Here is a 25,496-nt window from a genome sequence, read left to right as displayed (position 1 = left end):
GGATTAATCCGTTCAGCATATCTTACGTCTGGCGCGCTGGCTGAAGGTGAATCTGAAAGTGTGATCTAAAACCGGAACAGTATTCATAAACTGTTCACTATTAGTTCCGCAAATAGCAGTCCATACTTTGAACGTGAAAAACACCCCTGCTCAGAGAGAAAATATGTTCCGTTTAGCTGCATTTGATATGGATGGCACACTGCTTTTACCTGATCACACATTGGGCGAAAAAACGCTGGCGACGCTGAGACAGCTGGCGGAAAAGCCGGTGAAACTGACCTTTGCGACGGGCCGTCATTATCTCGAAATGAAAGATATTCTGGCGAATATCGGGCTGGATGGTTTTCTGATCACCGGTAACGGCACACGTATTCATGATTTGTCAGGCAACCGGCTGCATGCCAGTGATTTATCGGAAGATTGCGCGCATGAACTTCTGCATACCGTCTGGGATACGCCTGCAAGCCTGCATGTCTTCCGCGATGATGGCTGGTTCACCGCCCTCGACGACCCGGATTTGCTAATCCCGCATCAGTTCAGTGGCTTCCGCTATCAGTTGCAGGATCTGCGTTTATTGCCGGATTCGGGGAACAGCAAAGTTTGTTTCTGCGCTCCTCACGAAACCCTGCTGGCGCTGGTGCCTCAGCTTGAAGCGCACTTCGGCCCGCGGCTTGATTTGTGTTTTTCAGCGGCAGATTGTCTGGATGTTCAGCCCGCAGGCAGTAATAAAGGCAGCGCACTGGCGCTTCTAACCGCAGGTCTCGGGATAGAGATGGCCGAATGCATGGCATTCGGTGATGCGATGAATGACAAAGAAATGCTGGAAGGAGTCGGGATGGGGCTGATTATGGGCAACGCCTTACCGGTCTTAAAATCCCAGTCGGCGCATCTACAGATTATCGGACATTGCCGAAATCAGGCTGTGTCTCACTTTTTGCAACACTGGCTGCACACTCCACACCTCACCTATTCCCCCGAATAAAAGGTATTGCAGCAAGCCGGGCCATTCTGTCCCGGCTTTTTTCCGTCATACTTCAAGCTGCAGATGCGTTGGCTCACCCGAATCACTTACTCATGTAAGCTCATCGGGATTCACAAACTTGTCGCCTGCCTGCAACTCGAATTATTTTGGAAAATATTAGTTAAGTCCTTCCAGTTGTGCAGCGTAATCCGAAATATCCCCGATATTCTTCGCCACCCAGGTGTCGTCAAAATAGGTATTCAGATACCGTTCGCCGCTGTCGCAAAGCAGGGTAACGATCGAACCGGTTTCGCCTTTCTCGCGCATTTGTTTTGCCAGCTGTAACGCACCCCACATATTGGTACCCGTGGAGCCGCCGACTTTGCGGCCCAGCACCTGCTCAAGCCAGCGAGCGGTCGCGACACTGGCCGCATCAGGCACCTGCATCATGCTGTCGATGACGTCCGGGATAAATGAAGGTTCGGCGCGCGGACGGCCAATGCCCTCTATCCGGCTGCTGCACTGCGCGGTGACGCTGGCATTACGTTGCTGATAGTATTCGTAAAAGACCGAGTTTTCCGGATCTACCACCACCAGTTCAGTATCGTGCCCCTGATAGCGGATGTAACGTCCGAGTGTCGCAGAGGTTCCACCGGTACCGGCGCTCATCACCAGATAACGCGGTACAGGATGTGGCTCGCGAGACATCTGACGGAAAATACTGTCGGCAATATTGTTGTTTCCGCGCCAGTCGGTGGCACGCTCAGCATACGTAAACTGATCCATATAATGACCGTTTAGTTCTCTGGCGAGCTGTTCTGAAGCGGCATAGATTTGGCCGGAGTTTTCAACAAAATGGCAGCGGCCGCCGTAAAACTCAATTTGCTGAATTTTGCGTGGCGCGGTGCAGGAAGGCATCACAGCAATAAAAGGCAGGCCAAGCAGACGCGCGAAATAGGCTTCAGAGATCGCGGTGCTGCCCGAAGAGGCTTCAATGATCGGCGTATTTTCGCGGATCCAGCCGTTACACAGGCCATATAAAAACAGTGAGCGCGCAAGACGGTGTTTCAGGCTGCCGGAAGGATGGGTGCTTTCATCCTTCAGATACAACGAAATCCCCGGGAAGTCGTTCAGCGCGAGACGAATCAAATGTGTATCGGCAGAACGTTGAAAATCGGCGTCGATTTCTTTAATCGCGTGGGTAACCCAGGCATTGCGCATGTTGCAGGCTCATGAAAGTGTTTTGATGAGAGTAAGAATAACGTAATCACCAGAGAAATAAGTTACTCTTTAGCCCATGAGATGCCGCTTTAGTAGCATTATTTTCTCCCGGAGTGCCTGATGGTAGATAAAACTGACCTCAAACTGTTATCCCTGCTGCAGCAAGACTGCACGCTGTCGCTCAATGAACTGGCCGAGGCTGTCAACCTCACCACCACGCCTTGCTGGAAACGCATTAAGCGTCTGGAAGATGACGGCATTATTTGCGGAAAGGTGGCATTACTTGATGGGGAAAAACTGGGGTTGAGCCTGACCGCATTCGTCCTGATTAAAACGCAACACCACAACAGCGAGTGGTATCAGCAATTTGTTCAGCAGGTCGAAGCCTTTCCGGAGGTGCTGGGTTTCTACCGGATGGCAGGGGAGTACGATTATTTGCTCCAGGTACAGGTCTCCGATATGAAAAGCTACGATAACTTTTACAAGCGACTTGTGAACGGCATTCCGGGACTGAACGATGTGACCTCCAGTTTTGCGATGGAACGCATAAAATCGACCACTGCATTGCCGATTTAATGCAAAAGTTGCAGTAAAAAGTTTCATCAGAAACGCCGGTTAAGTCTGGTATCCTTGTCATCCTGAAGAGTAAACGGGCCATTCAGATGCCCGTTTAACTCAATAAAATCATGAATTTTGGTATGGAAAACGCTGCGTGAGATTGTTTGCACAATTAGGCTGGTACTTCCGACGCGAATGGCGCCGGTATCTGGGTGCTGTGGCCTTACTGATCATTATCGCCGTTCTGCAATTGCTGCCCCCGAAACTGGTAGGCGTCATTATTGACGGCGTAACGTCAAAACAAATGTCTTACCGCGTGCTTTTTGCATGGCTCGGTCTGATGATCGGCACGGCGGTTGTCGTCTATCTGCTGCGTTACGTCTGGCGCGTGCTGTTATTCGGGGCGTCTTATCAGCTTGCGGTCGAACTGCGGCAGGATTTTTTCCGTCAGCTGAGCCGCCAGCATCCCGCTTTTTATCTGCGCCATCGTACCGGCGATTTGATCGCCCGTGCCACTAATGACGTCGATCGCGTGGTGTTTGCGGCAGGTGAGGGCGTGCTGACGCTGGTCGATTCTCTGGTTATGGGGCTGGCGGTACTGATCGTCATGGCAACGCAAATCAGCTGGGAACTGACCTTACTGTCACTGGTGCCGATGCCGGTGATGGCCATCATCATCAAGCGTTATGGCGACCAGTTGCATTCCCGCTTCAAAACCGCGCAGGCGGCGTTTTCGTCACTCAACGATCAGGCGCAGGAAAGCCTGACCAGCATCCGCATGATCAAAGCCTTTGGTCTGGAAAATCACCAGTCATCGCAATTTGCTGATGTGGCCGCAGATACCGGCGCGAAAAACATGCGGGTCGCCCGCGTTGATGCGCGTTTCGATCCGACAATCTATGTGTCCATCGGCATGGCAAACCTGTTGGCCATTGGCGGCGGTAGCTGGATGGTGGTCAACGGCCACCTGACCCTCGGTGAACTCACCAGTTTCGTGATGTATCTTGGCCTGATGATCTGGCCAATGCTGGCCCTTGCCTGGATGTTTAACATCGTGGAACGTGGCAGCGCGGCTTACAGCCGTATCCGCAGCCTGTTACAGGAAGCGCCAGCCGTCGTGGACGGCACCACACCACTACCGGCGGGGCGAGCGGTACTTGACGCGGATATCACCGGTTTCCATTATCCGGAGAACCGTCACGCAGCCTTAACCTCGGTTGCCTTTTCCCTGCAACCGGGGCAAATGCTGGGGTTATGCGGCCCGACGGGTTCCGGTAAAAGTACTTTGCTGGCTCTGCTGCAGCGCCAGTTTGATGTGACCGAAGGCGAAGTGCGTTATCACGGGCTGTCCCTGAAAGAGATCCGCCTCGATGACTGGCGCGCCCGGCTGGCAGTGGTCAGCCAGACGCCGTTCCTGTTCTCTGACACCGTGGCGCAGAATATTGCGCTCGGAAGGCCGGAGGCCACGCAGGAAGAAATTGAAGAAGCGGCACGTCTTGCCAGCGTTCATGATGACATTTTGCGTTTACCGCAGGGTTACGAAACGGAGGTCGGTGAGCGGGGCGTCATGCTTTCCGGCGGTCAGAAGCAACGTATTTCGATTGCGCGGGCGCTGTTGTTGAAAGCGGAAATCCTGATCCTGGATGATGCCTTATCCGCCGTCGATGGGCGTACTGAACACCAGATCCTGCATAACCTGCGCCAGTGGGGCAGTGACCGGACAGTGATCATCAGTGCGCATCGCCTGTCTGCCCTGACCGAAGCCAGTGAAATTCTGGTTTTCAGTCAGGGAAGTATTTCGCAGCGTGGCAATCATGACCAGCTTGCTGCGAAGCCGGGCTGGTACCGTGACATGTTCCGTTATCAGCAGTTAGAAGCCGCGCTGGATGATGTGCCGCAGGAAAAGGAGCCGGAACCTCGTGGCTGAACAGAAAACTAATAAAATTCAGAAGCTTTGGCCCACGCTGAAACGTCTTTTGAAATACGGAAAACCTTACAGCAGGCCATTATCTTTTGCGGTACTGATGCTATGGGTCGCAGCGGCTGCCGAAGTGACCGGGCCTATTCTGATCAGTTTCTTCATTGATCATTATGTCGCCAAAGGCGAAATGCCGTGGGGTAAAGTCAGCCTGCTCGCGCTGAGTTTTATCTTTCTGCAGTTTCTGGCGGCCAGCCTGCACTATTTTCAGGCGCTTTTGTTCAACCGTGCAGCGGTGGGCGTGGTCCAGCGTCTGCGTACGGATGTCATGGATGCGGCATTACGTCAGCCGTTAAGCGCCTTTGATACCCAGCCCGTCGGCCAGCTTATTTCCCGCGTGACCAACGACACGGAAGTGATCCGTGACTTGTATGTGACCGTGGTGTCGACGGTCTTGCGCAGCATTGCCCTGATCGGCGCGATGCTGGTGGCGATGTTCAGCCTTGACTGGCGGCTGGCGTCGGTCGCAATTTGCATCTTCCCGGCGGTGTTTGTCGTGATGGGGTTATACCAGATTTACAGTACGCCGGTGGTTCGCAAGGTGCGTGCGTATCTGGCGGATATTAATGATGGTTTCAACGAAGTCATCAACGGCATGAATGTAATTCAGCAATTCCGTCAGCAGAAACGGTTCGGTGAACGGCTTGCCCGCGCCAGCCAGTCTCATTATCTGGCGCGTATGCAAACGCTGCGTCTGGAAGGCTTTCTGCTGCGTCCTTTGCTCAGCCTGTTTTCTTCGCTGATTCTCTGCGGGTTGTTGCTGTTGTTTGGATTCAGTGCCGAAGGGGCAGTCGGTGTCGGGGTGTTGTACGCTTTCATTAACTACCTTGGCAGGCTTAACGAACCGCTGATAGAACTGACGTCACAGCAGTCGATTATGCAACAGGCCGTTGTGGCGGGTGAGCGTATCTTTGACCTGATGGACAGAACCCAGCAGCAATACGGGCCGGATGACAAATTACTGACCAGCGGCGAGATTGATATTCGCGACGTCAGTTTTGCCTATCGCCCGGATAAATGGGTGCTGGAAAACATTTCCCTGCATGTCCCTTCGCGTGGATTTGTGGCACTGGTCGGGCACACCGGCAGTGGCAAAAGTACGCTGGCGAATCTGCTGATGGGCTATTACCCGCTCAATAAAGGCGAGATCAGGGTCGACGGTCGCAACCTCGCGGATCTGTCGCATACCAGTCTGCGCAAAGGGATTGCGATGGTTCAGCAGGATCCTGTTGTTCTTGCGGAGTCGGTATTCGCCAATGTGACCTTAGGCCGTGATATTGATGAGGCACAGGTCTGGCACGCGCTGGACATTGTGCAGCTTTCGCCGCTGGTACGAGAAATGCCGGAAGGGCTGAATACGCGACTCGGTGAGCAGGGCAATAATCTGTCTGTCGGGCAGAAGCAATTACTGGCGATGGCGCGCGTTTTGGTGCAGGCACCGGAAATTCTGATCCTTGACGAGGCAACGGCCAATATAGATTCGGGAACAGAACAGGCGATCCAGCGTGCATTACGGGCAATTCGTCAGCAAACCACATTGGTGGTGATTGCTCACCGGTTATCGACGATTGTTGATGCGGATAATATTTTGGTATTGCACCGCGGGCAATCCGTAGAGCAGGGTAACCATCTGCAGTTGCTGGCAGAAAAAGGCCGGTATTATCAGATGTATCAGTTGCAACTTGCCGGACAGGAACTGGCTTCCGGCGGCCAGATTATATCTGCAACGGAAAATGCCTGACCACCCGCTGGCGTAGTGTCCACATTACGCCAGCCCTCTTTCAGCAGAAGTATTCTTTTCCCGCATTTACTCCCTCGCGCACCTTATTCATGCACCCCAAAGACGTCCTCCGATCTTATTGCACTAAAAAGCAGCGATAAGCACTTTAATGGTGCGTGTACTGCAACCCTGAATATGGCGCGGCAACTGTGCGCCGGGTCACGATTATTCTGAAAATGCCGTATTGCGCGGGAATGGCATGAATCTCTGTGGAATTTCAACTCTGGCACACCCTTTGCTTTAACCATTCGGTATCGGGCGCGAATCCTCTCGCGGCAAGCCCTTAATTCGAGGAGTGGCAAAATGAAGCTGGTTACTGTGGTGATCAAACCTTTTAAGCTGGAAGACGTGCGTGAAGCGCTGTCTGCTGTTGGAATTCAGGGGCTGACCGTAACGGAAGTTAAAGGTTTTGGCCGTCAGAAAGGTCACGCCGAACTTTACCGTGGCGCGGAATACAGCGTGAATTTTCTTCCAAAAGTAAAAATCGACATTGCTATCGCTGACGATCAGCTTGATGAAGTGATCGACGTGATCAGCAAAGCGGCCTACACCGGCAAGATCGGCGATGGCAAAATTTTCGTTGCTGAATTGCAACGTGTTATCCGTATTCGTACTGGTGAAACCGACGAAGCAGCACTGTAATTTCAGGCTTTTATCTCTCCAGCCATTCGGTTTGAGATAAATCAGATTAGAAAAAACAGTTTTGAGAAACAGGGGTGGGTTAATAATGAAAAAACTTTTATCCATGATGGGGCTTGGCGCAGTCGCATTGCTGCCTTCGCTTGCCATGGCAGCAGCACCAGCCGCCGCCAACGGCGCTGATAACGCCTTTATGATGATTTGTACCGCGCTGGTATTGTTTATGACCGTGCCTGGCGTGGCGTTGTTCTACGGCGGTTTGCTGCGTTCTAAAAACGTTTTATCCATGTTGACACAGGTTATTGTCACCTTTGCACTGGTCTGCGTACTGTGGATCCTCTACGGTTACAGCCTGGCATTCAGCGAAGGTAACGCCTTCTTCGGCGGTTTCGGTAACGTCATGATGAAAGGCATCGGCCTGGATTCTGTCACCGGTACCTTCTCCCAGATGATCCACGTTGCATTCCAGTGCTCATTTGCCTGTATCACCGTGGCACTGATCGTGGGTGGCATCGCTGAACGTGTCCGCTTCTCGGCAGTACTGATTTTCACTGTGATCTGGCTGACCTTCTCCTACATCCCGATGGCACACATGGTATGGGCAGGTGGTTTCCTGGCCGCCGACGGCGCGCTGGACTTCGCGGGCGGTACGGTTGTTCATATCAACGCGGCAATCGCGGGTCTGGTCGGTGCTTACCTGCTGGGTAAACGTGCCGGTTTCGGTAAAGAAGCCTTCAAACCCCACAACCTGCCAATGGTCTTCACGGGTGCCGCTATCCTGTATGTCGGCTGGTTCGGCTTTAACGCCGGCTCTGCAAGTGCAGCAAGTTCCATTGCCGCGCTGGCGTTCCTGAACACTGTGATTGCAACTGCTGGCGCAATCCTGTCCTGGACACTGGTTGAGTGGATGGTTCGTGGTAAGCCGTCACTGTTAGGCGCAAGCTCCGGTGCTATCGCGGGTCTGGTGGCTATCACCCCGGCATGCGGTACGGTCGGCGTGGGTGGTGCTCTGATCATCGGTCTGGTTGGCGGTGTGACTGGCCTGTGGGGTGTGGTTACCCTGAAAAAATGGCTGCGTGTGGATGACACCTGTGACGTGTTCGGTGTGCATGGCGTGTGCGGTATCGTAGGTTGTCTGCTGACGGGTGTGTTCACTTCCAGCTCACTGGGCGGCGTAGGCTACGCAGAAGGCGTGACAATGGGCCATCAGGTCTGGGTTCAGTTCTTCAGCGTGTGCGTGACTCTGGTGTGGTCTGGCGTTGTGGCCTTCATCGGCTACAAAGTGGCTGACATGATCGTCGGTCTGCGTGTTCCGGAAGAACAAGAGCGCGAAGGTCTGGACGTTAACAGCCACGGCGAAAACGCGTATAACCAGTAATCCGGCAGTCATAAGATTTCAGAGAAAGTAGTGCGCTAATTCTCTTACTAAGCCGTTAAAAACAATAAAATAATGATGATATGCAAAAGGGGCGATATTGATATCGCCCCTTTTTAATGCGCCTTATTCAGCGAGTGTCCGGTGTTATTCAGGCGTTCGCTGGCGGATGACGCCTTCCTGCACCGTTGAGGCGACCAGCACGCCATCACGGGTATAGAACTGACCACGCACAAATCCGCGCGCGCCCGAAGCAGACGTACTCTCCACGGCGTATAACAGCCAGTCATCCATGCGGAAAGGACGGTGGAACCACATCGAGTGGTCAATGGTCGCGACCTGCATACCGGGTTCAAGGAACCCGATACCGTGCGGTTGCAGCGCCGTTGGCAGGAAGTTGAAATCCGACGCATAGCCCAGCAAATATTGATGGATCCGCAAATCATCGGGCATATCGCCATTGGCACGGAACCAGACTGCACGGTGTGGCTCTTCTTTACTGCCTTTCAGCGGGTTGTGGAATTTCACCGGACGCATTTCAATCGGCTTATGGCCGATGAATTTTTCGCGGAATTTTTCCGGGATCAGATGAGCCAGATTTTTGGCAATCTCTGATTCCGAGACCAGCGTTTCTGGCGGCGGCACGTCCGGCATGGTGTTCTGATGTTCAAAACCGCTTTCCTGACTCTGGAACGAGGCCGTCATATAGAAAATCGGCTTACCGTGCTGAACGGCTTTCACGCGGCGGGCGCTGAAGCTGTTACCGTCACGCAAGATTTCCACGTCATAGATAATCGGTTTGCTGCTGTCGCCCGGACGCAGGAAATAGCTGTGGAAGGAGTGGATCCCACGGTCAACCGGCACGGTTTGTTTGGCGGCATACAATGCCTGCCCGACTACCTGACCTCCAAAGACCTGACGTAAACCCAAATCTTCACTTTGACCACGAAACAGCCCTTCTTCAATTTTTTCCAGATCTAACAGATCCAGCAGATTTTTTAATGCCTGACTCATAGTGGCCTCATGAAAGTTACCGGTGATATCGACCTCAGTGACTCAGGGTAGTGCAGGCAGGAATCCTCTGAAATACACCTTCACCGACAGGTCTAACCTGTTAATCATAGTGGATCTTCCGTTTGCCCTGAAGATCTGTTTACCCGCTGACAGGAAAACCTCAGACTTTTGTGCCATGATTAATGGGTAAGCTGGTTAAAGTCACTAAATTCATCGTCGGCGTTTATTACAGCTTGTCGACAAGCGACTAATAAAAAGGGAGTACGATCAATGAAACTTTGGCAGATAGTAGGTGGAACCGCGCTGTCTCTGACTCTTGCCGGGTGCGCTCAGCATCATGAGGCACCAGCGCAGCAACCCCCTGTTAATACGGCGGCCAGTCCGGCCACTGAACCTGCGATCACCGGCCCGAATGTGTCGGGTAGCGTGTTTATCAATCAGCGTGTGGCGTTGCCACCGGATGCGGTTCTGACGGTAACCCTGTCTGATGCGTCAGTGTCCGATGCGCCGTCGCGTGTGATTTCGCAGAAAGTGGCGAGAACCCAGGGCAAGCAGGCACCATTCAGCTTTATCCTGCCGTATAACCCGCAGGAAATTGCCCCCAATGCCCGCGTTCTGTTGAGCGCCGCCGTGACAGTTAACGGCCAGATGACCTTCGTCACCGATTCAATTAAAGAGGTGATTAACAACGGTCAGGGCACCCGTGCCGATCTGCAGCTGGTCCCGGTCGTTGCTGTACCGGTCGCCACGAAGCCGACGGCGTTAGGGCCGATGAGTAATCCGGCAAATCCGGGGATGGAGTCTTCACAGGCGCCAATCAGCGCAGTGCCAACGCAACCGACCTATTAACGTCATCGCGTTGTTATTGCAGGTATCAGGCACCGCTCCGGCGGTGCTTTTTAATGGCACGTTCGCACAAGCAACTACCATTTCCAGCCGTATTTCTCTAAATCCACTTTGCCTTTCTTAAAAATGATGCCTTCTGCCAGTAGCGCCTGACGCTGACGTTTAAAATCCTCACCTTGCAGGGAAATCTCGCCATGACGGTTAATGACCCGGTGCCATGGCAGTGTGCTGCCTTCAGGTAACTTTTTCAGTACACCGCCAACCTGACGCGCCGCCCGTGGCGAACCGGCCAGTTGCGCGACATTGCCGTAGGTGGTGACGTGTCCGGCCGGGATGGCGGCGATGATCTGAAATACGCGCTGGCGAAAGTTATCGGGTTCCGACATGACATCCTCCTCAGTGATTTGCGCACAGTATGACGCAAAAATTGGGGTTCTGTCCGGCCTGAATCAGGCGTATTGTTTAAGAAAACAACGGTTGTCGGCCGTTAACTTGCTTTTGCTTCGGGCATCACAGATAATGCCCACCGCTTCGATTCTCTTAGCAGAGAAATGAAGCCGACAACGTCAATGGGGGCCCTGTTGGTTCTCCCGCAACGCTAACTTGTCAACTTGGTCAGGTCCGGAAGGAAGCAGCCATGGCAGGTGTCGTGTGTGCCGGGATGTAGCTGGCAGGGCCTCCACCATTTCAGGCCCTCCCGTTTTACCTTCTCCCGATCAGCCCGTCTTAGTGATGCACCAGTGTGGCGAAATAATACACCAGCGGGATCGCCAGAATATAAAGGCCAACCGGCACTTCGCGCGCTTTCCCTGCCACCGCTTTAATGACCACGTAAAACAGCAGTCCGCCGGCGATACCCGTACCGAAGCTGTTTGAAATCAACGTGATCATCACCATCATCAGCACCGGCAGCGCATCGGTGAAATTCGCTAAATCCACTTTCCGCAGGTTACTGAACATGTTCAGGCCAATCAGAATCAGCGCGGGCGCGGTCGCCTCTTTCGGGATCATCAGCGCAACTGGCGTGAATAACAGCATCAGCAGGAACATCACGGCAGCAGCCAGCGCGGTCAGGCCGGTTTTTCCGCCTGCTTCAGCGGCAGCGGAAGATTCGATCAATGCGGTTGCCGCAGGAATTCCGACAACCGGACCCAGCGCCGCCGCAATAGAATCCACCATGAATGGCCGGTTGATGTGCTTCATATTGCCGTGTTCATCGAGCAATCCGGCTTCGCCGCCGACTGCCAGTGTGGTACCCATCGTCGAGAAAAATTCCGAAGCGAAGAAGATAAACAGGAACGGCAGGAAGGCGATATTCATGGCGCCGGTCAGATCGACTTTGCCCAGCAGCGGGGCCACGGAATGTGGCAGGGATATCCATTGCGCGGGCAAATGCGTGACACCAAACGGGATGCCCGCAACTGTCGCCAGTAAGATGGCCCACAAAATGGCACCGGGCACTTTGCGCGCCTGTAAACCCACGGCGACCAGCAAACCGAGCAGCGCAATCAATGCGCCGGGCGCGGTAAAATCACCCAATGCCAGCGCATGGGTTTTGGCATTTGCCATGACCAGCCCGGCATTTCGAAAACCCAGCAGGGCAACGAAAATACCGATGGAGGCGGTCAGTCCGAGCTTGATCGACTGGGGCACCGAACGGGTGACCACTTCACGCAACCCGAATACGGTCATCACGAAAAACAAAATCCCCGACCAGCAGGCGATACCCAGCGCGATGGGCCATGAAATACCATCCCCCGCCAGTGTGATACCGACCAGAACGGAGCCGCCAATCCCCGGCCCGACCATAAAGGGCAGGTTGGCGTAAAATGCCATCAGCAGAGAACCCAGCACAAACACCAGTATCACGCCGGTGGTGGCCGCGCCTTTATCCATACCGCTGACCGCCAGTAAACCCGGGATCACCACCAGCAAATACGCCGCGGCCAGAAAGCCGGTGATCCCTGCCAGACATTCCGTTTTGACGTTGGTCTGGCGCTGGCGAAGCTGGAAACGGCGCAGCAGCGCGTTTTCCTCAGATGACGCTGTCACATTTTTCACAGAACTTGCGGACATGCTTACATTCCCCTGAAATAATTTTTATCTTGTTGTGTTTGCTATCATTTTTACGACGGGTGTGGCGAGGTGTGTCTCAGCTTTCTTCCGGCCAAATTTCCAGAACCGGGTTGACGATTTCACGTAAACCGCCATCTGTAAGCCCTAAATCAGTCAGATGTGGTCCGGCGTTACAGGCCAGACAGGTGCCTTCGATGGCCTTGAAAACCCTATATGGCGGCTCCCAGTCTGCGATACGCGCGCTGAGGTCGCGCAGATTTTTAAACTGTTCGGCTAATTCTGCCGCCGGTAATTCGGAAAGCATTCCGGCAATCGGCATGTCCACTTTTGCCAGCAGTTTGCCATGCTGACTCAGCGCCATACCGCCGCCGCTGGCGATCAGCTGATTGGCGGCCAGCATCATGTCCGCAGGCTCGCGTCCGATAACCACCAGATTGTGGGAGTCATGCGAATACGATGTGGCAATTGCGCCGCGTAATTCCCCCCAGCCTTCCAGCAGCGCCATTTTTGGCGTGGCATTGTGACGGCCATGACGGTGTTGTACCCAAATCAGACTGAAGCCGTCAGGGATCTCTGCTGCTCCGTCGCGCACATTGACGACCACTTCACTCCATTGCGTAAAGCGCGCGCCTTTGATATTGCGCAGACGCGCTTTGCCGTTGTTCAGTCCGGGGATGTGCAGCCTGAAATCCGCTGCACTCAATGCTTTTAATCGCATGGTATCGCGCGGAGGCGTCACGCCGCTGGCGGCTGAAGGCGTAAACAGAAGTTTGCCGTGTCGGGCGACGCAGGTGCCTGCGACGTAAACCGCGCGTGGATCCAGCGTCTCCAGCGAGTCAAACGCGATGATGTCCGCCGTGCGCCCTGCGGCAATCAGGCCCAAATCGTGACGTTGCATACGGATAGCCGCATTGAACGTCGCCATTCTCAGCACGTCTTCCGCACGCAGACCGCAGGCCATCAGCAGTCTGATTAAGGCAATCAGGCCGCCTTTTTCCAGCAAATGATCCGGCGGGACGTCATCGGTACACAGCGTGATTTGTGAGGAAAGGTGCGGAAGCTTCAGCAATGCGGCCGCGATGTCAGGCAGAAGATAAGGATGCGAGCCGCGAATCTGCAACGTCAGCCCGGCACGCAGTTTTTCAAGCGCATCTTCGGCAGACGTCAGCTCGTGATCGGAGGTTACGCCAGCGGCCAGATAAGCCTGCAACTGCTCATCTTTCAGACCCCTGGCGTGTCCTTCAATCAATTTACCGCTGTTTAATCCGGCTTCAAGGATCTCCAGCATGCGTTCGCTGCCGTTGAGCACGCCGTACATATCCATCACTTCAGCAACGCCAGCCACTTCCGGCCAGCTCAGCATGGTCTGCATTTCCTGACCCTTGAAATCCGCACCGGACATTTCTAATCCGGGCGTTGAAGGGACGCTGGAGGGCGCGGCACAAATCACCCGCAAAGGCAGATTACGGCTCGATTGCACGGCATAGCGAACACCGGCCACACCGAGCACATTTGCCAGTTCATGCGGATCCCAAAATACAGTGGTCGTGCCCTGCGCGACGACGATTTCCGCGTATTTTTCCGGGGGCAGGTGTGAGCTTTCGATATGTACATGTGTATCGATAAGGCCGGGGGAAAGGTAGCTGCCTGATAAATCATCGACATTCTCTTTCTGAGTGAATTTCCCACGCGGGTGCACGCTGGCAATCATATTGCCGGTGATACCGACGTCGGCTTCTCGTAGCTCTCCGGTGACCATGTCGATCACACGGGCGTTTATCAGCAGGCGGTCAAACGGGATTTTGCCCAGAGCAGCATTCACAGCCCGCTGGCGCTGGGGCAGGGAAGCGAGGTTATCGGTCATTTCAGTATCCGGATTTACACAGTGATTGGGCTAATGTAGGGAGAGGCGAAGGCTTTGCACAGATGAATTATTTTATCCGTTTATAAGATGCGGTTATGCTGAGCAAACGTTTTCTATTTTTTGCGGAATAGCTGCTGATTATGTCTGAACCCTGGCGCCGGTTGCCTGCTCTCTCCCTTAAGCAAATTCAATATTTTGTGACGCTGGCGCAATTGCGCAGTTTCACCGAAACGGCCAATCGTCTGGCCATCAGCCAGCCTGCCCTGAGCAGCGCGTTGCGGCAAATTGAATCTGTACTCGGGGGCAAATTACTCAACCGTACCGCACAGGGTGTGAGCCTGACTGAGCAGGGAGAAGCTGTCCTGCCATATGCAGAACGCTTATTGAATACTGCGCACAGTGTCTTCGATGATATGCAGCAAATTATGCGGCAGGGTGGGGACGGGACATTACGTATCGGATTAGTCCCTTCGGTGAGTACATTATTATTTCCGGCGGTTCCGCAGTTATTATCCGAATATTTCCCTGATATGCGTGTGGAATTCCACGACCTCACTAATGATGCATTATTACTGGAACTGGAAAATGGTTCGGTGGATTTTGGTATCGGAGCCACAGACAGTACGGTACCGGCAACAATCGCCGTGTATCCGTTGCTTGAAGACCCTTTTGTGGCGGTGATCCGACGTGATGATGCGCTGGCGGAAGGCCATAATGTGCCGTGGCGGCAACTGGTGAAAAGAGATATTGCGTTGTTTTCAAAAGGAAATGTCAGCAGGCTGGTGACGTCACTGATTGAAAGTCATCGGCTAAATTTGCAAATTGGTTATCGGGTGGATTTTCAGGAGACATTATACGGACTGGTGCGTTCGCGTCTGGCCGTGGCTATTTTGCCCGAGCTATATACTGCAACGCTCAATGATAATGAATTAACGGTGATTCATTTGCAGCAGCCGACATTAAGCCGAACTGTGGCAATGATGCGCAAACCTGCACCGCTGCGATCGCCAAAAACGGAACAGTGTTTCCAGTTTCTGTTACAGACATTTCATCGGCAAATCAAAGAGAAAGCAGAGTAACCGGATGGCAGAAAATAGTTAAATAACGCTTAAGTGATGTCGCTTAAATAACAGGCATTAGGCCGAAGTGTATTTCGGCCCAGCCCTGACGATCAGCGTACGAATTTCCAGACCGCTACCGGGATTTTATCGTACAGCTTGTTCATCGTTAGCTCCGCTAAACGATGGTCAGCCGCCGAGTAAAACAATTCCAGTTCGTCGTCGGAGAGTTCGTACTTATTCTTTTCAATGACACGTTCAAGTGTATCAATAGTGGTGCATTTTCTTAAACGCATCAAATAGTCGATTTTGTTCATCTTAGCCTTTTCATTTTTATCTGATGACTGCATATAAATTATTACTCAAGTCTTCATTAGGGTACAGATGTAGTCCCCTGAGAACATTCTGAATAGTCGCTTCTTGGTTTTCTGCCATTGGCGCAAATCAGAATCGTTAATTCCATAATTACTGAACAGGGTGTAGGTATCATCCAGATACTCTTCAACCAGATCAGTTAAATGGTTATCGTCGGGATGCTTTATTTTAAAACTCATCACAAAAGATGCAATGTGTTCAATCAGTTCGTTGAGCTGCAGGTTAACCGCTGAAGTCGGGTCATTAACCCAACCGTGATGGCTGTCACCCAGTGTCGCAATTCCTTCGTCGTACAGCATTTCATTCAGGTAGCGTAACTGAGCGATGTCGTGCCGCTTAGGCGAGTACTCATCCATATCATCCCCTCCGTAATGGTTTATTCGGTGTTGATAACACTCTGTGAGTAAACAACAAAACTTAATGGCTTACAGGAAACGGCTCTCACTTCTGACGCTATGAACTGGCTTACAACTTCAAAGATAATCACAATGAATCCATCTTTGAATGGAGGGCTACACTGTTTAATATACAGTCAGCATTTTAAATATAATTCATTTTCGGAAAGCTGTGCAAACGTATTACTCAAACTTACAATTCTTCCGCCATAGTGCCTTTCGATAATTCAATAATATCAAACTCCAGTCCGTCCGCTTTAACCTGGAATGTGACACTTTGCGTCGTGAATTCCTGCGCATTTATGTCCAGACAACCATTGAAAATCGTCCATCGGAACTGGTAAGTCATTGAATAATAGTTTTTGTCAATTTGTCTTATTGACACGATTTGCAAAGAATTAGGTTCATAACGCGCATTTTCTGAGAAATAAGTTAAATCACCAATTAACGGTTCTTCAATTTCAGATAACGCAGGCTCAATAATCTGTTGTAAATCCTGAGCAGTCAGAGTTTCCCCATTAATATCGTAAGGGATGATTTTTTTCAACGCGTTGACCTCTTAACTGTATTCCTTTTCATTATTGCATACTTTTATCAGGATGTGTTTTGAGCGGAGAAAAAAAATTCCGGGCGCAAAAATCGTAACTTTCTGATTGTAATGCAATTTACTATCTATTCATTAATTTTTACCCTTTTCTAACAGTTCTCCAGCCACCGCGACCTCAATCACGGTGAAAAAAACTGACACAGTTGACGTATTGATACCTGATGCAAGTTGTGATGTTATATTGTAACGATCGGAGGGGTCATGACCAAAACACTCTTTACACTTTCTTCGCCAGTCCGCTGTCTTGCGGTACTGGCCGTGCTTGCCGTTTTGTGGGCTGCGATTTACTGGGCAATTTCTCTACCATGATTTTTGTAAACGATGTCGAAGTCGGCTATGACCGGCAGGCCGTTGCCATGCCGCTTAACGGGCAATTTCAGTCAGGTTCACTGACCGCAGTCATTGGTGCCAATGGCGCGGGAAAATCCACGTTTCTCAAAACGCTGGCCGGGCTTCAGCAGGCGGTGGCGGGAAACATTTCATTTACAGGCGGTAAGCGCCCGCGTCTTGCGTATCTGCCACAGCAGGCCGAACTGGACCGCAGTTTTCCTATCAGCGTGTTTGATCTGGTGGCGATGGGATGCTGGCCTCAGAGCGGGTTATTTGGCGGTATCAGTCGTCAGTCCGCAGTGGCTGTCGGTCAGGCACTTGAGACCGTCGGGATGACGGAAATGTCGCATTTACCGGTCGGTTCACTTTCCGGCGGACAATTGCAACGTACGCTGTTCGCGCGTTTGCTGGTTCAGCAGGCACCGCTCATTATGCTGGATGAACCCTTCACCGGCATCGATACGCAGACGACGGATCTGCTGCTGAACGTTATTGCGCAGTGGCATCAGGAAGGCAAAACCGTGATTGCTGTTTTGCATGATATCTCGATGGTGTCCCGTCACTTTCCGCATGTGTTGTATCTCAGCGCACAGCAAAATTTATGGGGAAGTGCCCGCGATGTGCTGGGGCATTTCCCGCATCAGGCGCATGCCTGTATTTCGACCGAGCCTTTCTCCCTGACGACCGGAGTCGCCAATTCATGATGCTTTTTCATTTACTGGCCGATCCTTTTATTGAATTCGGTTTCATGCGCCGGGCATTAATCGCCTGCATCGCGTTATCCATCAGTGCCACACCGCTGGGGGTTTTCCTGTTACTTCGCCGGATGAGTCTGGTCGGGGATGCCCTGTCGCACGCCGTTTTACCCGGGGCAGCCATTGGCTATCTGATCTCGGGTATGTCTCTGGTGGCGATGGGAATCGGCGGTTTTATCGCGGGGTTGGCGGTGGCGATGTTATCCGGACTCGTCAGTCGCCGTACGCAATTAAAAGAAGATGCCAGTTTCGCCGGATTTTACCTTGGCTCGCTGGCACTCGGTGTCACGCTGGTCTCCCTGCGCGGTTCCAGTGTGGATCTTTTGCATGTGTTGTTTGGCTCCATTCTCGCCATTGATTCTTCCGCCATGATCATGGTTGGCATCATTACCAGCCTGTCCTTGCTGGTGCTGGCCTGTATCTATCGCGCACTGGTGATTGAATCCTTTGATCCGTTGTTCCTGCGCGTGAGTGCCGGAAAATGGCTGGCGGCGATCCACGGTATTTTTCTGGCGCTGGTGGTTATTAATCTGGTCGCCGGTTTTCAGATCCTTGGCACACTGATGTCGGTAGGGCTGATGATGTTGCCCGCCGCCAGTGCCCGTTTCTGGGCGCAGGATCTGCCTCATACATTGCTGAGTGCCATGATCATTGGCGTGATCGCCAGCGTCGTCGGCCTCATCTGGTCTTACTACGCCTCACTACCGGCTGGCCCGGCCATTGTGCTCAGTGCCACCGTTATTTTCTTTATTTCCGTTTTATTTGGAAAGCGTGGCGGCATGTTAACCGCCTCGCGATGTTAAGCCGTTGTATGTTAATAAGCAGTACCACCATTAAGGGGACATGATGAAAGTATTACCTGTATCACTCGCAGTAGCTGCCCTGCTGTCGAGCCCGCTGGCTATGGCAAAAACGGTCGAAGCGGTGGCCAGTTTTTCCATCCTCGGGGATATCGTTCAGGAAGTCGGTGGCGAACATGTGAATGTCACCACGTTAGTCGGCCCGGACGGCGATCCGCACAGTTTTGAACCTGCGCCGAAAGACAGCAAAGCCATTAACGCCTCTGACGTTGTGTTTGTCAGCGGTCTGGGGCTGGAAGGGTGGATTGACCGTCTGGTGACGGCTTCCGGTTATAAAGGCCATCTGGTGACGGCATCGGAAGGTGTGGACTCCCGCAAGATGGAAGAAGACGGTAAGCAAATCACCGATCCGCACGCCTGGAACAGCATGGCGAATGGTGTGATTTATGCGACCAATGTGATGAATGCACTGATCAAAGCTGATCCGGAAGATGCGGATTATTTCCGTCAGCGTGGAACGGCTTACATTGAACAGTTGCAGAAGCTTGACGCGTGGGCGAAAACTGAATTTACCGGTATTCCGCAGTCAAAACGTAAAGTGCTGACCAGCCATGATGCCTTTGGTTATTTTGGTCAGGAATATCATGTCAGCTTTATGGCACCGGTCGGTTTTTCTACGGAAGCAGAAGCCAGTGCCAGCGGTGTCGCTTCTCTGATCAAACAAATCAAAGCGGAGAAGGTGAAAACCTACTTTATCGAAAACCAGACTGACCCACGCCTGGTTAAGCAGATTGCGGCAGCCAGCGGTGCTGAGCCTGGTGGTGAGCTGTATCCGGAAGCGTTGTCAGGACCACAAGGCCCGGCGACAACCTACGTCAAAGCGTTCAGGCACAATGTGGAAACGATTGTCGCCAGCATGAAATAAGATCTCCCTCCTCACCGTGAAACGGTGGGGAGGTTTACATCATGTCTTAACATAAGAAAAAGCCCCGTCGGGCAAGCGGCGGGGCTTTTATTTTTTGTATACCAGGTCGGGAAGGGGCGTCATTAACGCTTTTTCTTCTTACCCTGTACGGCTTTAAAGCGCGGATTGCTTTTACAAATCACATAAATCCGGCCTTTACGGCGGACAACACGGCAATCCGGATGACGATTTTTCGCGGAACGTAATGAACTCAGAACCTGCATAACGATTTCCCTGATGTTGTTTATTTCTTACCGAGGAAGCTGCCGAAACGCTGGTTGAAGCGCGCGGTACTGCCTTCTTTTGAGTACTCTTTTTGCTTACCGGTGTAGTAAGGATGAGAGGATGAGGAGACTTCAATCGTGATATACGGGTAGGTTGCCCCTTCCAGTTCAATGGTGCGATCCGTCGAAATGGTGGAACCGACTTTGAAGTATTCATCAGCACTGGTGTCGTGAAAAACCACGGTGCGATACGCAGGATGGATAGCGGGTTTCATAATGCCTCTAAATGTTATGTTATACTATAACAATAATTATGCACCCATCCGTTTTCATGTTCAAGTCGCAGACGAAAAAAAAGGCCGCATAAGCGGCCTTTGGTCTGAACAGGTGATCCGGTTACAACGTCGGATGCTCTGTTTTGTGTGTATGTTCAATGTCCTCATTCTTCTTACCGAAGCGGCGACGAACCACCACGAAGAAGACCGGAACAAAGAAGATCGCCAGCAGTGTCGCCGTGATCATCCCGCCCATTACGCCCGTACCGACGGCGTTCTGTGAGCCGGAACCTGCACCTGAGCTGATAACCAGCGGCATTACACCGAGGATAAACGCCAGTGAGGTCATCAGGATCGGACGCAGACGCATACGAACCGCTTCGAGTGTTGACTCGATAAGACCTTTACCTTCTTTGTCCATCAGGTCTTTGGCGAACTCAACAATCAATATGGCGTTCTTCGCTGACAACCCGATGGTGGTCAACAGACCTACCTGGAAGTAAACGTCGTTACTCAGACCGCGCATTGTGGCCGCCAGAAGCGCACCGACTACCCCAAGCGGAACAACCAGCATAACGGAGAACGGTATTGACCAGCTCTCGTACAACGCTGCCAGACACAGGAAGACGACGATCAGGGAGATAGCATACAAGGCCGGAGCCTGGTTACCTGACAAACGTTCCTGATAGGACAGACCGGTCCAGTCATAGCCGATACCGCTTGGCAGTTTGGAAGCCAGAGATTCCATCATCTCCATTGCAGCACCCGAACTTTTACCCGGTGCTGGCTGACCCAGAATTTCCATTGATGGCAGACCGTTATAACGTTCCAGACGCGGTGAGCCGTATTCCCATTTCGCGCTCGAGAACGCTGAGAACGGCACCATCTGGCCTGCGCTGCCACGGACATACAGATTGTTGATGTCTGATGGCAACATACGGTATTTATTTTCAGCCTGGACGTACACTTTCTTCACACGACCACGGTCGATGAAGTCATTGACGTAGCTACCCCCCACCGATGCACCCAGAGTGGTGTTGATGTCGGAAATCGAAACACCCAATGCCGTTGCTTTTTCCTGATCAATTTCAATCTTGAACTGTGGAGTATCTTCCAGACCGTTCGGACGAACCTGAGTCAGCAAGTCCGGATGTTGAGCCACCATGCCCAGCAACTGGTTACGCGCTTGTGTCAGTTTGTCATGACCAAGGTTAGCCTGGTCGATCAGCTGGAAGTCGAAGCCCGTCGCCGTACCTAACTCAACAATCGCCGGTAAGTTGAACGGGAACACCAGTGCATCTTTAATGGTGCTGAACGCGCCCATCGCACGGCCTGCAATCGCAGGCACCTTGTTCTCAGCGCCGCTACGTTCTGACCAGTCTTTCAAACTGACGAACGCGATACCGGTGTTCTGACCACGACCGGCGAAGCCAAAGCCGTTAACGGTAAACACGGAGTTCACGTTCGCTTTTTCTTTCGTCAGGTAGTAATCGGTGACTTCATCGAGCACTTTCTGCGTACGTTCCTGGGATGCACCTGCTGGCAACTGTGCCATGGTCAGGAATACACCCTGGTCTTCTTCCGGCAGGAATGAAGTTGGCAGGCGGATAAACAGGAATGCCATACCGACCACGATCAGCAGATAAATCACCAGATAACGCCCGGTGCTGCGCAGAATGTTGCCTACGCTGTCGGTGTAGTGGTGCGTGCTCTGGTCGAATTTTTTGTTAAACCAGCCGAAGAAACCTTTCTTCTCGTGATGCTCACCTTTGGCAACCGGCTTAAGCATGGTCGCACAAAGAGCAGGCGTCAGGATCATCGCCACCAGAACAGACAGCACCATGGCGGAAACGATGGTGATGGAGAACTGACGGTAGATAACGCCGGTTGAACCGCCGAAGAAGGCCATCGGGATGAATACTGCAGACAGCACCATCGCGATCCCCACCAGAGCACCCTGGATCTGCTCCATAGATTTTTTGGTGGCTTCTTTTGGCGGCAGACCCTCTTCGACCATCACGCGTTCAACGTTCTCGACGACGACGATGGCGTCATCGACGAGCAGGCCTATCGCGAGCACCATCCCGAACATCGTCAGGGTGTTTATCGAATAGCCAAACGCTGCCAGAATTGCAAAGGTACCGAGCAGAACCACCGGAACCGCAATGGTCGGGATCAGGGTTGCGCGGAAGTTTTGCAGGAACAGGAACATCACCAGGAATACCAGGACGATGGCCTCGAACAGCGTTTTACCTACTTCTTTAATCGAGATTTTTACGAACGGCGTGGTGTCGTACGGGTAAACAATTTCTAAGCCAGCCGGGAAGAATGGCTCAAGTTTGTTCAGTGTCGCTTTTACAGACGCCGCGGTATTCAGGGCGTTCGCCCCGGTCGCCAGTTTGATACCTAAACCAGACGCGGGTTGTCCGTTGAAACGGGCAATAACGTCGTAGTTTTCACCACCCAGTTCAATCTTAGCCACATCTTTCAGGCGAACCTGAGAACCATCCTGATTCACTTTCAGAATGATTTTACCGAATTCATCCGGTGACTTCAGACGGGTCTGCGCCACGATGGATGAGTTCAGCTGCTGGCCCGGAACCGGTGGTGTACCACCGAGCTGGCCTGCTGCGATCTGGTTGTTCTGTACTTTGATGGCGTTGATGACATCTACCGGCGTCAGCTGGAAGTTGTTCAGTTTGTTCGGATCCATCCAGATACGCATCGCGTACTGAGCACCAAACAGCTGAACGTCGCCCACACCAGAAGTACGGCTGATCGGATCCTTAATGTTGGACCCGACGTAGTCGGCGATGTCATCCTGCGTCATGGAACCGTTATTGGAAATAAAGCCCGCTACCATCAGGAAGCTGCTGCTCGATTTCTCAACGGAGATACCCTGTTGCTGAACTTCCTGCGGCAGTAACGGTGTTGCCAGCTGCAGTTTGTTCTGAACCTGTACCTGTGCGATATCCGCATCAGTACCGGAAGCGAAGGTCAGGGTGATCTGAACCGTACCGGACGAATCACTGGTCGACGACATGTACATCATGTTGTCGATACCGTTCATGTTCTGTTCGATAACCTGGGTGACGGTATCCTGTACCGTCTGCGCATCTGCGCCCGGATAGGTTGCGGTCAGCTGGATAGCCGGTGGCGCAACGGTGGGATACTGTGCAATTGGCAATTTAAGAATTGCCAATCCCCCTGCCAACATGATGATGATCGCAATTACCCATGCAAAGATGGGACGATCTATAAAAAACTTAGCCATGAATTACCGGCTCCTATTAAGACTTCGTCGCTGTAGCGGGCGCTGCTGCGTTTTGATCGACTTCCTGTGCAGTAACCTGTACGCCTGGCTTAATTTTTTGCAGACCTGTCACGATAATTTTATCGCCACTTTTCAGACCGTCGGTCACAACCCACTTATCGCCAATTGCCTGCGTTGTGGTCACTGTACGAAGTTCAACTTTGTTATCCGCACCAACCACCATCGCTGTGGCATCACCGCGTGGGTTACGGGTGATCCCTTGCTGAGGAACCAGCAGAGCGTTGTTGTTAATCCCTTCATCCAGACGCGCGCGCACAAACATACCTGGCAGCAGTGCATCATTTGGGTTCGGGAAGATAGCGCGTAACGTAATGGAACCGGTGGTTTCATCCACAGTGACATCAGAGAATTCTAATGTACCCGGCTGTGAATATTCTTTACCGTTATCCATCAGCAGTTTGACTTGCGCTTTACCGTCGGCTTGTTTCAGTGAACCGTCAGCCAGTTCCTGTTTCAGACGCAGGAAATCATTGCTGGACTGGGTAACGTCAACATAGATAGGGTCGAGTTGTTGCACGGTCGCCAGTGCCGTGGTCTGGCCGTTAGATACCAGCGCACCTTCTGTCACCGACGATTTACCGATACGTCCGCTGATAGGGGAGGTCACTTTGGTGTAAGCCAGATTGATGCGGGCAGATTCAACCGCCGCTTTTGCACTGACCACGGCGGCATCAGCCTGTGCGGCAGTGGCAACAGCCGTATCGTAATCTTGTTTACTGATGTAGTTAGTGCCGAGCAGTGGCTTATAACGGGTTACCGTCAGACGGGAAATTTGGGCATTGGCCTGAGCTTTTACCAGATCGCCTTTAGCGCTGTCATACGCGGCCTGATAAGTGGCCGGATCAATTTGATATAAAGAGGTCCCGGCTTTGATGTCGCTGCCTTCAACGAAGTTGCGTTTGAGAATGATGCCGCCAACCTGCGGACGTACTTCAGCAATGCGGAAAGCAGCAGTACGACCAGGAAGTTCGGTAGTCACATTAAGCGGTTCTGTTTTCAGGGTAACGACGCCAACCTGCGGAGCATGTGGCGCACCTTGTTGAGCTTCTTTATCGTTACATCCTGTAAGTGCTAAGCTTCCGGATAGCATCAGAACTACCGCCAGAGGCGTTAACCCTCTGTTTTTGTTCATAAATAAACCTCAAGTGTCCGATTTCAAATTGTCCAATGGATCACAACATTCCAAATCCATTGCTGCGCTTTTAGTATGTGCGTGCTATGTTACATACATTCAAGAATGTATGTAAATCAAACTCCCCTTAAAGATAAACCTATGGCACGAAAAACCAAATCACAGGCGCTGGAAACCAGACAACAGATTCTGGATGCTGCTGTGCGTGAGTTTTCTGCCCGTGGGGTATCGTCGACATCACTGACTGATATTGCGAATGCAGCCGGTGTGACGCGGGGCGCAATTTATTGGCATTTCAGGAACAAAGTGGAACTGTTTAACGCGATCTGGGAAGCCTATGAGTCGCGGATAAAAGTGCTCGAAGTAGAGTATCAGACAAAGTTTCCGAATAATCCACTGCGTATTTTACGTGAAATCCTAATTTACATTCTGGTCGCCACTGTCACCGATAGCCAACGTAAAGCATTGATGGAGATTATATTCCATAAATGTGAATTTGTTGGGGAGATGACGTCCGTTCATGAAGCGCGCAAAGCGTTATACATGGAGGGATACGGCAAAATCGAACGTATTCTTGTGCGCTGTATTGAAGAAAAACAGCTGCCTGCCGATCTCGATACCCGTCAGGCCGCCATTATTTTACGCGCTTATCTCACCGGCCTGATGGAAAACTGGCTATTTATTCCCGAAAGCTTTGATCTGGAAGGGAATGCCGGAAAGTTTGTTGATACCTATATTGATATGCTGCGCCATTCTGCCTTTCTGACCCTCGCCAAATAACGCTGTAATACTTTTCCCGCAATTAATAAGTCTGCAAATTGAGTGTTTTTGTGGCGATAAAATCACCACGGCAGTGTTGTATTCAGATACGCTTTTCTCCTTTCTTTCATCACCAACGCTGCTATTGTCGTCAGCATATTATTCATTCAGTAAAT

General features: G+C 52.0%; 24 protein-coding genes and 1 other RNA gene. 13 read left to right on the top strand and 12 right to left on the bottom strand.

What is annotated here, in order from left to right:
- The first annotated feature begins 163 nt into the window (after positions 1-163).
- Positions 164-982, top strand: coding sequence for an HMP-PP phosphatase (cof, locus tag EDF78_RS06155; RefSeq protein WP_133822738.1), 819 nt, complete (start codon positions 164-166; stop codon positions 980-982).
- 156 nt (positions 983-1,138) lie between these two features.
- On the opposite strand, the gene EDF78_RS06150 is transcribed toward cof, so the two are convergent.
- Positions 1,139-2,182: a PLP-dependent cysteine synthase family protein gene (locus EDF78_RS06150; protein ID WP_133822737.1), complete on the bottom strand. Its 1,044-nt coding sequence runs from the start codon at positions 2,180-2,182 to the stop codon at positions 1,139-1,141.
- Positions 2,183-2,302: 120 nt separating this feature from the next.
- Between EDF78_RS06150 and EDF78_RS06145 the strand changes: the two genes are divergently transcribed.
- The 5 genes from EDF78_RS06145 to amtB all read left to right on the top strand — a co-directional run bounded on the left by EDF78_RS06145 (position 2,303) and on the right by amtB (position 8,515).
- Positions 2,303-2,758, top strand: coding sequence for an Lrp/AsnC family transcriptional regulator (locus tag EDF78_RS06145; RefSeq protein WP_133822736.1), 456 nt, complete (start codon positions 2,303-2,305; stop codon positions 2,756-2,758).
- A gap of 136 nt (positions 2,759-2,894) precedes the next feature.
- A complete protein-coding gene (locus tag EDF78_RS06140) occupies positions 2,895-4,667 on the top strand; it encodes a SmdA family multidrug ABC transporter permease/ATP-binding protein (RefSeq protein WP_133822735.1) in 1,773 nt (590 codons plus the stop codon).
- On the top strand, positions 4,627-6,459 hold the full coding sequence (locus EDF78_RS06135) for a SmdB family multidrug efflux ABC transporter permease/ATP-binding protein (protein WP_133822734.1): 1,833 nt from the start codon (positions 4,627-4,629) through the stop codon (positions 6,457-6,459). Before EDF78_RS06140 ends, EDF78_RS06135 begins: the two co-directional genes overlap by 41 nt.
- A gap of 342 nt (positions 6,460-6,801) precedes the next feature.
- Positions 6,802-7,140: a P-II family nitrogen regulator gene (gene glnK / locus EDF78_RS06130; RefSeq protein ID WP_009639071.1), complete on the top strand. Its 339-nt coding sequence runs from the start codon at positions 6,802-6,804 to the stop codon at positions 7,138-7,140.
- 85 nt (positions 7,141-7,225) lie between these two features.
- Positions 7,226-8,515 carry an ammonium transporter AmtB gene (gene amtB, locus EDF78_RS06125; RefSeq protein ID WP_095924964.1) on the top strand — a complete coding sequence of 430 codons (1,290 nt, stop codon included), beginning with the start codon at positions 7,226-7,228 and terminating at the stop codon, positions 8,513-8,515.
- Positions 8,516-8,659: 144 nt separating this feature from the next.
- Here the strand turns inward: amtB and tesB are convergent, their stop codons facing one another.
- Entirely contained in the window at positions 8,660-9,526 is an 867-nt protein-coding gene (gene tesB, locus EDF78_RS06120; protein WP_095924965.1) for an acyl-CoA thioesterase II, read from the bottom strand.
- Between the two features lie 270 nt (positions 9,527-9,796).
- Here tesB and EDF78_RS06115 point away from each other — a divergent pair, with 270 nt between their 5' ends.
- Entirely contained in the window at positions 9,797-10,375 is a 579-nt protein-coding gene (locus EDF78_RS06115; RefSeq protein WP_095924966.1) for a YbaY family lipoprotein, read from the top strand.
- Between the two features lie 74 nt (positions 10,376-10,449).
- Here EDF78_RS06115 and EDF78_RS06110 read toward each other — a convergent pair whose 3' ends face one another.
- Entirely contained in the window at positions 10,450-10,758 is a 309-nt protein-coding gene (locus tag EDF78_RS06110; RefSeq protein ID WP_095924967.1) for an MGMT family protein, read from the bottom strand.
- 193 nt (positions 10,759-10,951) lie between these two features.
- Here EDF78_RS06110 and ffs point away from each other — a divergent pair.
- Positions 10,952-11,048, top strand: an RNA gene (gene ffs, locus EDF78_RS06105) — signal recognition particle sRNA small type.
- A 50-nt stretch (positions 11,049-11,098) separates the two neighbouring features.
- Here the strand turns inward: ffs and EDF78_RS06100 are convergent.
- Both EDF78_RS06100 and EDF78_RS06095 read right to left on the bottom strand, forming a co-directional pair.
- Positions 11,099-12,448 (bottom strand): NCS2 family permease, encoded by a 1,350-nt coding sequence (locus tag EDF78_RS06100; protein WP_133822733.1) that lies wholly within the window; start codon positions 12,446-12,448, stop codon positions 11,099-11,101.
- 76 nt (positions 12,449-12,524) lie between these two features.
- Complete coding sequence (locus EDF78_RS06095) at positions 12,525-14,312, bottom strand: adenine deaminase C-terminal domain-containing protein (protein WP_133822732.1); 1,788 nt, start codon at positions 14,310-14,312, stop codon at positions 12,525-12,527.
- Positions 14,313-14,449: 137 nt separating this feature from the next.
- Between EDF78_RS06095 and EDF78_RS06090 the strand changes: the two genes are divergently transcribed.
- The gene (locus EDF78_RS06090; protein ID WP_232770433.1) at positions 14,450-15,391 is read left to right on the top strand and encodes a LysR family transcriptional regulator; all 942 of its coding nucleotides are present in this window, start codon (positions 14,450-14,452) and stop codon (positions 15,389-15,391) included.
- Between the two features lie 92 nt (positions 15,392-15,483).
- On the opposite strand, the gene EDF78_RS06085 is transcribed toward EDF78_RS06090, so the two are convergent.
- From EDF78_RS06085 to EDF78_RS06075, 3 genes are all read right to left on the bottom strand, one after another.
- Positions 15,484-15,687 (bottom strand): HHA domain-containing protein, encoded by a 204-nt coding sequence (locus EDF78_RS06085; RefSeq protein WP_056771138.1) that lies wholly within the window; start codon positions 15,685-15,687, stop codon positions 15,484-15,486.
- Positions 15,688-15,732: 45 nt separating this feature from the next.
- A complete protein-coding gene (gene tomB / locus EDF78_RS06080; RefSeq protein WP_095924971.1) occupies positions 15,733-16,101 on the bottom strand; it encodes an Hha toxicity modulator TomB in 369 nt (122 codons plus the stop codon).
- A 232-nt stretch (positions 16,102-16,333) separates the two neighbouring features.
- Positions 16,334-16,687 carry a hypothetical protein gene (locus tag EDF78_RS06075; protein ID WP_119826777.1) on the bottom strand — a complete coding sequence of 118 codons (354 nt, stop codon included), beginning with the start codon at positions 16,685-16,687 and terminating at the stop codon, positions 16,334-16,336.
- A gap of 365 nt (positions 16,688-17,052) precedes the next feature.
- Here EDF78_RS06075 and EDF78_RS06070 point away from each other — a divergent pair, with 365 nt between their 5' ends.
- Genes EDF78_RS06070 through EDF78_RS06060 form a run of 3 tightly spaced genes read left to right on the top strand, consistent with a single transcriptional unit; the run spans position 17,053 to position 19,557 of the window.
- The gene (locus tag EDF78_RS06070; RefSeq protein ID WP_195816792.1) at positions 17,053-17,781 is read left to right on the top strand and encodes an ABC transporter ATP-binding protein; all 729 of its coding nucleotides are present in this window, start codon (positions 17,053-17,055) and stop codon (positions 17,779-17,781) included.
- Positions 17,778-18,635, top strand: coding sequence for a metal ABC transporter permease (locus tag EDF78_RS06065; protein WP_095924974.1), 858 nt, complete (start codon positions 17,778-17,780; stop codon positions 18,633-18,635). Before EDF78_RS06070 ends, EDF78_RS06065 begins: the two co-directional genes overlap by 4 nt.
- A gap of 43 nt (positions 18,636-18,678) precedes the next feature.
- The gene (locus tag EDF78_RS06060) at positions 18,679-19,557 is read left to right on the top strand and encodes a metal ABC transporter substrate-binding protein (protein WP_119826773.1); all 879 of its coding nucleotides are present in this window, start codon (positions 18,679-18,681) and stop codon (positions 19,555-19,557) included.
- Between the two features lie 122 nt (positions 19,558-19,679).
- On the opposite strand, the gene ykgO is transcribed toward EDF78_RS06060, so the two are convergent.
- The 4 genes from ykgO to EDF78_RS06040 form a co-directional block, all read right to left on the bottom strand.
- Positions 19,680-19,820 (bottom strand): type B 50S ribosomal protein L36, encoded by a 141-nt coding sequence (gene ykgO, locus EDF78_RS06055; RefSeq protein ID WP_095924976.1) that lies wholly within the window; start codon positions 19,818-19,820, stop codon positions 19,680-19,682.
- 20 nt (positions 19,821-19,840) lie between these two features.
- Positions 19,841-20,095 carry a type B 50S ribosomal protein L31 gene (locus EDF78_RS06050; RefSeq protein ID WP_095924977.1) on the bottom strand — a complete coding sequence of 85 codons (255 nt, stop codon included), beginning with the start codon at positions 20,093-20,095 and terminating at the stop codon, positions 19,841-19,843.
- 121 nt (positions 20,096-20,216) lie between these two features.
- Complete coding sequence (gene acrB, locus EDF78_RS06045; protein WP_095924978.1) at positions 20,217-23,369, bottom strand: multidrug efflux RND transporter permease subunit AcrB; 3,153 nt, start codon at positions 23,367-23,369, stop codon at positions 20,217-20,219.
- A 16-nt stretch (positions 23,370-23,385) separates the two neighbouring features.
- Positions 23,386-24,561: an efflux RND transporter periplasmic adaptor subunit gene (locus EDF78_RS06040; protein ID WP_095924979.1), complete on the bottom strand. Its 1,176-nt coding sequence runs from the start codon at positions 24,559-24,561 to the stop codon at positions 23,386-23,388.
- 141 nt (positions 24,562-24,702) lie between these two features.
- Between EDF78_RS06040 and acrR the strand changes: the two genes are divergently transcribed.
- Positions 24,703-25,341, top strand: a complete 639-nt coding sequence (gene acrR, locus EDF78_RS06035; RefSeq protein ID WP_095924980.1) for a multidrug efflux transporter transcriptional repressor AcrR — start codon at positions 24,703-24,705, stop codon at positions 25,339-25,341.
- Positions 25,342-25,496 lie beyond the last annotated feature (155 nt).

The sequence above is a fragment of the Rahnella sp. BIGb0236 genome (assembly GCF_004364755.1).
In the GTDB taxonomy this organism is placed as follows: domain Bacteria; phylum Pseudomonadota; class Gammaproteobacteria; order Enterobacterales; family Enterobacteriaceae; genus Rahnella; species Rahnella victoriana.
The sequence above is the reverse complement of the archived record's forward strand: the minus strand, read 5'-3'. Positions and strand labels throughout refer to the sequence as shown.